The organism is Enterobacter sp. K16B (genome assembly GCF_020216105.1).
Classification (GTDB): domain Bacteria; phylum Pseudomonadota; class Gammaproteobacteria; order Enterobacterales; family Enterobacteriaceae; genus Enterobacter; species Enterobacter sichuanensis.
The window spans coordinates 36,623-45,871 of the sequence record NZ_JAIWJZ010000115.1 but is presented as its reverse complement, the minus strand read 5'-3'; the positions used below and the strand labels follow the sequence as shown (position 1 = coordinate 45,871).

Below are 9,249 nucleotides of genomic sequence, written 5' to 3'. Positions count from 1 at the left end.
GCGCCTACGATTGACCAACGGTCGGCGATAGGCCAGCTTGCTGCGCCACCGACCTGCGAAATACCGTCTTTATACTGTTCTCTGTTCGCATAGTCTGGCAATGTCGCCTGGATATATTCCGGGCTGGCATAACGGTACGTCAGCTGCACCATACGGTCTTCATCACGACGGTACTCAATTGCCGCACTGCTGGTCGCAATGTTGTCGAGACGCGTATCGTACTGCAGCCCACCGCGTAAGCCCCAGCGGTCCGTCATGCGCCAGTAGGTATCGCCCGCCCAGACCAGGGAACCGGTCTTGTTGTCTTTCTCCCAGTTAATGTTGTCATCACCGGTGCGAGACTCGGTGAAATAGTAGATTTGACCAACAGAAACGTTAAAACGTTCAACGGCAGCGTCATCATATACGCGCGTTGTGACACCGGTCGTTAACTGGTTAGCGGAGGCAATACGGTCAAGACCGCCGTAGGTACGGTCACGGAACAGGCCGCTGTAGTCAGACTGCAGGAAGGACGAGTCGTAGTTCTGGATTTTGCTCTGGTCGCGATACGGCACGTAGAGATACTGCATCCGCGGTTCCAGCGTTTGCGTATAGCCATCAGCCAGTAACCCCATATCACGTTCAAAGATCAGCTTACCGTCCATTTTAAATTGCGGAAGGGTACGGTTAACCGATTCCTGAAGATCGGTGTTGTTACTGGCGTTGTAATCATCCACATTTTTCTGCTGATAGTGTGTCGCCATCAGCTTGGCTTCTGTGTTCAGGCTTGCCCAGTCGTTAGACCACGGCAGGTTGATGGTCGGCTCCAGGTGGATACGCGTGGCTTCCGGCATATCCGAGTTGGTATTCACGAAATGGACCGCCTGCGCGTAAACGCGGGTGTCAAATGGCCCAACATCGTTCTGGTACCAGTTCACATCCAGCTGCGGCTCTGCGCCGTAAGTGCTTCGCGTCTGGGTACTAAAGACCTGGAACTGTTTCGTTGAGACCGTGGCGTTAAAGTTTTGAATAGCATAGCCAACGCTGAATTTCTGCGTCGCATAACCATCGGTACTTGAACCGTATTTGGAGTCAAAGTCGTTGAAGTAGTAAGGATCGCTGACCTTGGTGTAGTCGACGTTAAAACGCCAGACCTGATCCATCACACCCGCATGGCGCCAGTAGTACAACCAACGGTGTTTGTCCCCTTCGGTCGGATGCTCATCCTGGAAGACTTTATCCGACGGCAGATAATCGAGCTCCATCAGGCCTGTACCCGCCTGGGTCAGATAGCGGAACTCGTTCTCCCACATGACGTTGCCGCGCTTATGGATATAGTGCGGCGTGATGGTCGCGTCCATGTTGGGCGCGATGTTCCAGTAATACGGCAGGTAGAACTCAAAATAGTTCGAGGTGCTGTATTTGGCATTCGGGATCAGGAAGCCTGAGCGACGTTTGTCACCGACAGGAAGCTGCAGATAAGGGCTGTAGAAAACGGGCACCGGACCCAGCTTGAAGCGGGCATTCCAGATCTCCGCGACCTGCTCTTCACGGTCGTGGATAACCTCGCTTCCGACCACGCTCCAGGTATTAGAACCCGGCAGACAGGAGGTAAAGGAGCCATTTTCCAGGATCGTATAACGGTTTTCACCGCGCTGTTTCATCAGGTCTGCATTACCACGCCCCTGACGACCCACCATCTGGTAATCACCTTCCCAGACGTTAGTGTCTTTGGTGTTCAGGTTTGACCAGGCTTTCGGACCTTTCAGGATGACCTGATTGTCGTCATAGTGCACATTACCCAGCGCATCCACCGTTCGTACCGGCTCGGCCGCACCTTCCGGCTGCTTCTGGTGCAACTGCACTTCATCTGCCTGCAGGCGGCTGTTGCCCTGGTTAATATCCACATTGCCCGTAAACGTGGCATTGTCAGGATAGGTACCTTTCGAACTGTCGGCAGTAATGGTTACCGGCAAGCTATTTGTATCGCCCTTCACCAGTGGACGATTATAGCTTGGGACGCCAAGCATACATTGCGAGGCGAGATCGGCCGCCAGCCCCTGTTGACTGTACAGGGCGGAGCCAATCATTGTGGCCAGGAGGGTGGGGATACGTTTTTTCATACGTTGTATTTTATTGTTCCGTCATCAGTGGCTACGGCTTACAAACGCTCAGAGACTATCTTACTCATCTGCGCAGTACCAGCGTTAATCCTGCCTGTTTGCGTGCCAGAGTGTTAGGCTCGCTATCGAATGACGAGTATGATAAAGCAAATTATAGGCGATGTCCTTCAATTGACCGTGACTTGAACACAGTGATGATGACGTTGCGTCGGCAAGGAATATGACTATCCGGGGAGTATATGCAGTATTGGGGTAAAATAATCGGCGTTGCGTTCGCCATCATCATGGGTGCCGGGTTCTGGGGAATCGTGCTTGGGCTGATTATCGGGCATATGTTTGATAAAGCGCGCAGCCGCAAAATGGCCTGGTTTGCCAATCAGCGCGAGCGTCAGTCGCTCTTTTTCTCCACCACCTTTGAGGTCATGGGGCACTTAACCAAATCCAAAGGACGTGTGACAGAAGCCGATATTCAAATTGCCAGCGTCTTTATGGATCGCATGAACCTGCATGGTGACTCCCGTCTGGCAGCGCAAAATGCGTTTCGCATCGGCAAATCGGACAACTATCCGCTGCGTGAAAAAATGCGTCAGTTCCGCAGCATCTGCTTTGGTCGCTTTGATTTAATTCGGATGTTTCTGGAAATCCAGATCCAGGCGGCCTTCGCCGACGGTTCCCTGCACCCCAATGAACGCGACGTGCTGTACGTCATTGCGGAAGAGCTGGGTATCTCCCGTATGCAGTTCGACCAGTTCCTGCGCATGATGCAGGGCGGGGCACAGTTTGGCGGCGGTTATCACCAGCAGTCGTCTGGCGGCACCTGGCAGCAGGCGCAGCGTGGCCCGACGCTGGAAGATGCCTGCAACGTACTTGGCGTGAAGCCCATGGATGATGTCACCACTATTAAACGTGCCTATCGCAAGCTGATGAGTGAACATCACCCGGACAAGCTGGTCGCGAAAGGCTTACCGCCGGAAATGATGGAGATGGCGAAGCAAAAAGCGCAGGAAATCCAGAAGGCCTACGAGCTCATTAAAGAGAAGAAAGGTTTCAAATAAAAAAAGCCCGACGATGTCGGGCTTTTTTTTAGAAGTCCACCGGGGCTTTAAACGTCATCGCGTTACCGAAGGCCGGATGGGTGATGGTGAGCGTCTGCGCATGGAGCTGAAGACGTGGCGCTAACGCCAGCGCCTCAGGCGGGGCGTAAAACCGGTCGCCCAGAATCGGATGTCCCAGGGCGAGCATATGCACGCGCAGCTGATGTGAACGTCCGGTAATCGGTTTAAGCAGGACGCGCGCGGTGTTATCCGTCGCGTACTCCAGCACTTCATACTCGGTCTGCGCGGCCTTGCCGGTTTCATAGCACACCTTCTGCTTTGGCCGGTTCGGCCAGTCGCAAATCAGGGGTAAATCCACCAGCCCTTCCGCCTGCGCAGGATGGCCCCAGACGCGGGCGACATACTGCTTCTTCGGCTCACGCTCGCGGAACTGGCGTTTTAACTCGCGCTCCGCGGCTTTATTCAGCGCCACCACAATCACGCCGCTGGTGGCCATGTCCAGGCGATGGACGGACTCCGCCTGAGGATAATCACGCTGAATACGCGTCATCACGCTGTCTTTGTGCTCATCCAGACGCCCCGGCACGGACAACAGGCCGCTGGGCTTGTTGACCACCATAATATGCTCATCCTGATACAGAATGACCAGCCAGGGATCCTGCGGCGGATTGTACGGCTCCATCACCATCTTGCGCTCCGTTTACTGATGCGTCACAACGATAAGACGCAGGGCGTCCAGACGCCAGCTCGCCTGATTCAGGCTTTCCAGCACCTGCTGACGGTTGCTTTCAATCGCCGTCAGTTCGTCGTCACGGATGTTGGGGTTAACCGCTTTTAACGCTTCCAGACGTGACAGCTCCGCAGACAGTTTCTCGTCGGCTTCATTGCGCGCAGCATCAATCAGCGCTCGGGCCGATTTTTCAATCTGGGTTTCACCCAGCTGGAGAATGGCGTGCACATCCTGCTGAACTGCGTTAACCAGTTTGCTGCCCGTATGGCGGTTCACCGCGCTCAGCTGGCGGTTGAAGCTCTCAAATTCAACCTGTCCTGCCAGGTTAGTGCCGTTTTTGTCCAGCAGCAGACGGACAGGCGTTGGCGGCAGGAAGCGGTTGAGCTGCAGCTGTTTCGGTGCCTGCGCTTCCACAACATAAATCAGCTCCAGCAGCAGGGTGCCGACAGGCAGCGCCTTGTTTTTCAACAGGGAGATGGTGCTGCTGCCGGTATCGCCGGACAGGATCAGGTCCAGGCCGTTGCGGATCAGCGGGTGTTCCCAGGTGATGAACTGGGCGTCTTCACGGGAGAGCGCCACATCACGCTCGAAAGTGATGGTGCAGCCATCTTCCGGCAGGCCCGGGAAATCCGGAACCAGCATGTGATCGGACGGGGTCAGGACAATCAGGTTCTCGCCGCGATCGTCCTGGTTAATGCCCACGATGTCGAACAGATTCATGGAGAAGCTGATCAGACTGGTGTCATCATCCTGCTCTTCAATGCTCTCGGCAAGCGCCTGCGCTTTTTCACCGCCGTTGGAGTGGATCTCCAGCAAACGGTCGCGGCCCTGTTCCAGCTGCGCTTTCAGCGCCTCGTGTTTCTCACGGCAGGTGGCGATCAGCTCATCGAACCCGTCCACGTTTTCCGGTGCGGCAAGATAGCCGATCAGATCGCCATGCACCTGATCGTAAATCGTGCGGCCCGTCGGGCAGGTATGTTCAAACGCATCCAGACCTTCGTGGAACCAGCGGACCAGCACGGACTGGGCGGTTTTTTCCAGATAAGGGACATGGATCTGAATATCATGCGCCTGGCCGATACGATCGAGACGGCCGATGCGCTGTTCCAGCAGATCCGGGTTGAACGGCAGATCGAACATGACCAGGTTGCTGGCGAACTGGAAGTTACGGCCTTCAGAACCGATTTCAGAGCACAGCATCACCTGAGCGCCGCTGTCCTCTTCGGCAAACCACGCCGCGGCGCGGTCGCGTTCAACGATAGACATACCTTCATGGAACACGGCGGCGCGGATACCTTCGCGTTCACGCAGGACCTGTTCCAGCTGTAGCGCAGTCGCCGCTTTGGCACAGATCACCAGCACTTTCTGGGAACGGTGGGCGGTCAGGTAGCCCATCAACCACTCCACGCGCGGATCGAAGTTCCACCAGGTACCGGTATCACCTTCGAATTCCTGGTAGATTTGTTCCGGATAGAGCATGTCACGGGCACGCTCTTCCTGAGTTTTGCGTGCGCCCATGATGCCGGAGACTTTTATCGCCGTCTGATACTGTGTCGGCAGCGGCAGCTTTATGGTATGCAGTTCGCGTTTCGGGAACCCTTTCACACCGTTACGGGTGTTACGGAACAGCACGCGGCTGGTGCCGTGGCGGTCCATCAGCATGTCGATCAGCTCTTTACGCGCGGATTCTGCGTTATCGCTTTCACTGTTGGCAGCCTGCAGCAGCGGCTCAATGTCCTGCTCGCCAATCAGATCGCTCAGGGTATTAAGTTCGTCATTAGAGAGGCGCTTGCCCGCCAGCAGCAGGGCGACGGCATCCGCGACCGGACGGTAGTTATTTTGTTCTTCGACGAACTGCGCAAAATCGTGGAAACGGTTAGGGTCGAGCAGACGCAGACGGGCGAAGTGGCTTTCCAGACCCAGCTGTTCCGGCGTTGCGGTCAGCAGCAGGACGCCAGGCACGCGCTCGGCAAGCTGCTCAATAGCCAAATATTCGCGGCTCGGTGCCTCTTCGCTCCAGACCAGATGGTGCGCTTCATCGACCACCATCAGATCCCATTCGGCATCACACAGGTGCTCAAGACGCTGCTTGCTGCGGCGCACAAAGTCCAGGGAGCAGATCACCAGTTGTTCCGTTTCGAACGGGTTATCCGCGTCGTGCTGGGCTTCGGCATAGCGCTCGTCATCAAACAGGGAGAAGCGCAGGTTAAAGCGACGCAGCATTTCGACCAGCCACTGGTGCTGCAGGGTTTCAGGAACCACAATCAGCACGCGCTCGGCGGCGCCGGAAAGCAGCTGCTGATGCAGGATCATACCTGCTTCAATGGTCTTACCCAGGCCCACTTCATCTGCCAGCAGCACGCGCGGGGCGTGACGACGGCCCACGTCATGAGCGATATTCAGCTGGTGGGGGATCAGACTGGTGCGCTGGCCACGCAGGCCGCTCCACGGCATACGGTACTGTTCACTCTGGAACTTGCGCGCGCGATAGCGCAGCGAGAAGCGGTCCATTCGATCGATTTGCCCGGCAAACAGGCGATCCTGCGGTTTGCTGAAAACCAGTTTGCTGTCGAGCAGCACTTCACGCAGGACGACATTGGTCTCGTCAGTATCCAGGCGAGTGCCAATGTAGGCGAGCAGTCCATTCTCTTCTTTTACGTCTTCAATCTTGAGCTGCCAGCCGTCATGGCTGGTCACGGTGTCACCCGGATTAAACATTACGCGGGTCACAGGGGAGTCATTGCGAGCGTACAGGCGGTTTTCACCGGTGGCGGGGAAGAGGAGGGTAACCATACGCGCATCGACAGCAACGACGGTTCCCAATCCAAGTTCGCTTTCTGTATCGCTGATCCAGCGTTGACCAAGTGTAAAAGGCATAGTTGTTCGGCTCTAATCTTTAATTGCAGGCAATAGTTCGACCCCGTCAAAAAAGACGGTCATCGAAAAATGGGTCCGGGAATGGAAAGGGCGCTATGGTACTGGATGGCAGCCATTTCGTCACGCGTCAAAATAGGCCAAGTTGCCCTGTAACCAGTGTAGCAAAATCGTCGTCGATGAAGGGCAAAATTCCGTCTGCGACGGGCTGAAGCTGACGCGTCAGATAGTGATCGTAATCCAGAGGAGAGTGTTGATAATCCACGGGTTCCGGGCCGTTAATCGTCCAGACATATTTAATGGTTCCCCGGTTCTGATACTGCGGCGCACGACCCCGGCGCACGTTTTCTTCATCCGCCAGCCGCGCGGCGCGAACGTGGGGAGGGACGTTACGCTGGTACTCTGCGAGCGGGCGGCGCAGGCGCTTGCGATAGACCAACTGTGCGTCAAGCTCACCCGCCATCAGGCTGGCTATCGTCTCGCGCACGTAATCCTGATAGGGCTCATTGCGAAACACCCGCAGATAGAGTGTTTGCTGGAACTGCTGCGCCAGGGGCGTCCAGTCGGTACGTACGGTCTCCAGCCCTTTAAAGACCATCCGCTGCGTGTCGCCTTCCTGAATCAGTCCGGCGTAGCGCTTCTTGCTGCCCTGATCGGTCCCGCGAATCGTGGGCATTAAAAAGCGGGCGAAATGGGTTTCAAATTCCAGCTCCAGTGCGCTGGTTAACCGCGCTTTTTGCAAATGCTCCTGCCACCAGCCGTTCACGAATTCGACCAGCGTTTTGCCGATGCGCGCGGCATCCTCTTCTGAATGCACGCCCTTAAGCCACACAAAGGTGGAGTCCGTGTCGCCGTAGATGACGTCATAGCCCTGAGATTCAATCAGCGCTTTGGTCTGGCGCATAATCTCGTGCCCGCGCATGGTGATCGAGGAGGCCAGCCGTGGGTCGAAGAAGCGACAGGCGCTGGTGCCCAGTACCCCGTAAAAGGCATTCATGATGATTTTCAGCGCTTGTGAGAGTGGCTTGTTGCCGTGGCGCTTTGCCTCGTCGCGGCCGTGCCAGATATTTCCCACAATGTCAGGCAGGCAGTGTTTTTCCCGCGAGAAGCGGGCGCCGAGGAAGCCTTCTGTGCTGTGTTCATCATCCGGCTGGGCCATGCCCTCAATCAACCCGACGGGATCGATCAGAAAGGTGCGGATAATCGACGGATAGAGGCTTTTGTAATCGAGGACCAGTACGGAGTCATACAGTCCTGGCCTGGAATCCATAACGTAGCCGCCAGGGCTGGCCTGCGGCGGCACCTCGCCGAGGTTAGGGGCGACATAGCCTGCCCGGTGCATCCGGGGGAAGTAGAGGTGGCTAAAGGCCGCCACGGAGCCGCCGTGCCTGTCAGCCGCAAGACCGTTCACCGTCGCACGCTCCAGCAGAAAGGGCATGATCTCGGTTTTGTGGAAAATCTGCGTGACCAGCTCGCAATCTTTCAGGTTATAGGTGGCGAGCGCCGGTTTATCTTCGTTAAAGCGCCGGTCAATCTCATCCATTCTGTCCCAGGGGTTGTCGATGGATTTGCCCTCGCCAAGCAGCTCCTGTGCGACCGCTTCAAGGGAGAAGGAAGAGAAATTCCAGAAGGCGGATTTCAGCGCCTCAATGCCGTCGATAATCAGGCGGCCAGTCGCCTGGGCGAAGAAGACGCCGTTTTTAAAACCGTGTTCGCGCCACTCCAGCTCGTTGTTGCCGCGCCCGAGCATCAGCGGGATGCGATACCGCTCGGCGTGTTTTTGCAGTACGCGCAGGTCGAACTGCACCACGTTCCAGCCGATCAGGACGTCGGGATCGTAGTCGTTAAACCACTGGTTGAGCTTCTCCAGCAGCTGTGGCCGGCTGTTAACATACTCAAGCCGGAAATCCAGCGCGGAGGCATCACCGTTCGGCGGCCCAAGCATATAGACAACGCGATCGCCGCAGCCTTCAAGACCGATGCAGTACAGTTCACCGTGGCGGGTGGTTTCAATATCCAGCGACACCCATTTTAGCGGCGGGCGGTAGTGCGGGTTCGGCTTCAGGCGCGCGTTGCTAATTTTGCCGTTTTGCAATGAGCCATCGACCCAGACGGGAGCGGTAATAAACCGCTCCATCAGAAAGCGTTCAGGTGGGCGGATATCGGCTTCGTAGAGCGTCACGCCCGCTTCACGAAGCAGTTTTTCATAGCGCATCAGCTGGCGATGTGCGCGGCAGTAGAGGCCGAAAACCGGCTGACGGTGGAAGTCTTTCAGTTCAAGCGGCGTCAAACGCCAGCCGTTTTCGCCGCGCAGCAGCTGCTTTACTTTCCCGACATGCGCTTCAGGAATAAACGCGACGGACTCCTGCGGGGGCAGCGTGACCTGCAGCGGGCCGTTGTCCGTTGCCAGCCAGAATTCAACTTCAGTGCCCTGAGGGGTATCCCGCCAGTGTCGGGTCAGTAAAAAGCCTTCTTGCGCCTGCGCCAC

Annotated in this window: 5 protein-coding genes; 1 reads left to right on the top strand and 4 read right to left on the bottom strand. The window is 56.4% G+C overall.

The genetic code is table 11. From position 1 onward, the window contains the following. Positions 1-2,102, bottom strand: a 2,102-nt coding sequence (gene lptD / locus LDK53_RS19030; RefSeq protein WP_225287816.1) for an LPS assembly protein LptD, incomplete at its 3' end; no start/stop codon positions are given. 239 nt (positions 2,103-2,341) lie between these two features. On the opposite strand from lptD, the gene djlA reads away from it, so the two are divergent. After that, positions 2,342-3,157 (top strand): co-chaperone DjlA, encoded by an 816-nt coding sequence (gene djlA / locus LDK53_RS19025; protein WP_126800492.1) that lies wholly within the window; start codon positions 2,342-2,344, stop codon positions 3,155-3,157. A gap of 28 nt (positions 3,158-3,185) precedes the next feature. Here the strand turns inward: djlA and rluA are convergent, their stop codons facing one another. The 3 genes from rluA to polB form a co-directional block, all read right to left on the bottom strand. Next, positions 3,186-3,845 (bottom strand): bifunctional tRNA pseudouridine(32) synthase/23S rRNA pseudouridine(746) synthase RluA, encoded by a 660-nt coding sequence (gene rluA / locus LDK53_RS19020; RefSeq protein ID WP_047957735.1) that lies wholly within the window; start codon positions 3,843-3,845, stop codon positions 3,186-3,188. A gap of 12 nt (positions 3,846-3,857) precedes the next feature. Next, entirely contained in the window at positions 3,858-6,764 is a 2,907-nt protein-coding gene (gene rapA, locus LDK53_RS19015) for an RNA polymerase-associated protein RapA (protein WP_095441678.1), read from the bottom strand. Between the two features lie 127 nt (positions 6,765-6,891). Then, positions 6,892-9,249, bottom strand: coding sequence for a DNA polymerase II (gene polB / locus LDK53_RS19010; protein WP_225287815.1), 2,358 nt, complete (start codon positions 9,247-9,249; stop codon positions 6,892-6,894).

Bases quoted from the DNA above. Each gene is read 5' to 3' on its own strand.
- rapA (WP_095441678.1), bottom strand. From the start codon at position 6,764: ATGCCTTTTACACTTGGTCAACGCTGGATCAGCGATACAGAAAGCGAA.
- djlA (WP_126800492.1), top strand. From the start codon at position 2,342: ATGCAGTATTGGGGTAAAATAATCGGCGTTGCGTTCGCCATCATCATG.
- rluA (WP_047957735.1), bottom strand. From the start codon at position 3,845: ATGGTGATGGAGCCGTACAATCCGCCGCAGGATCCCTGGCTGGTCATT.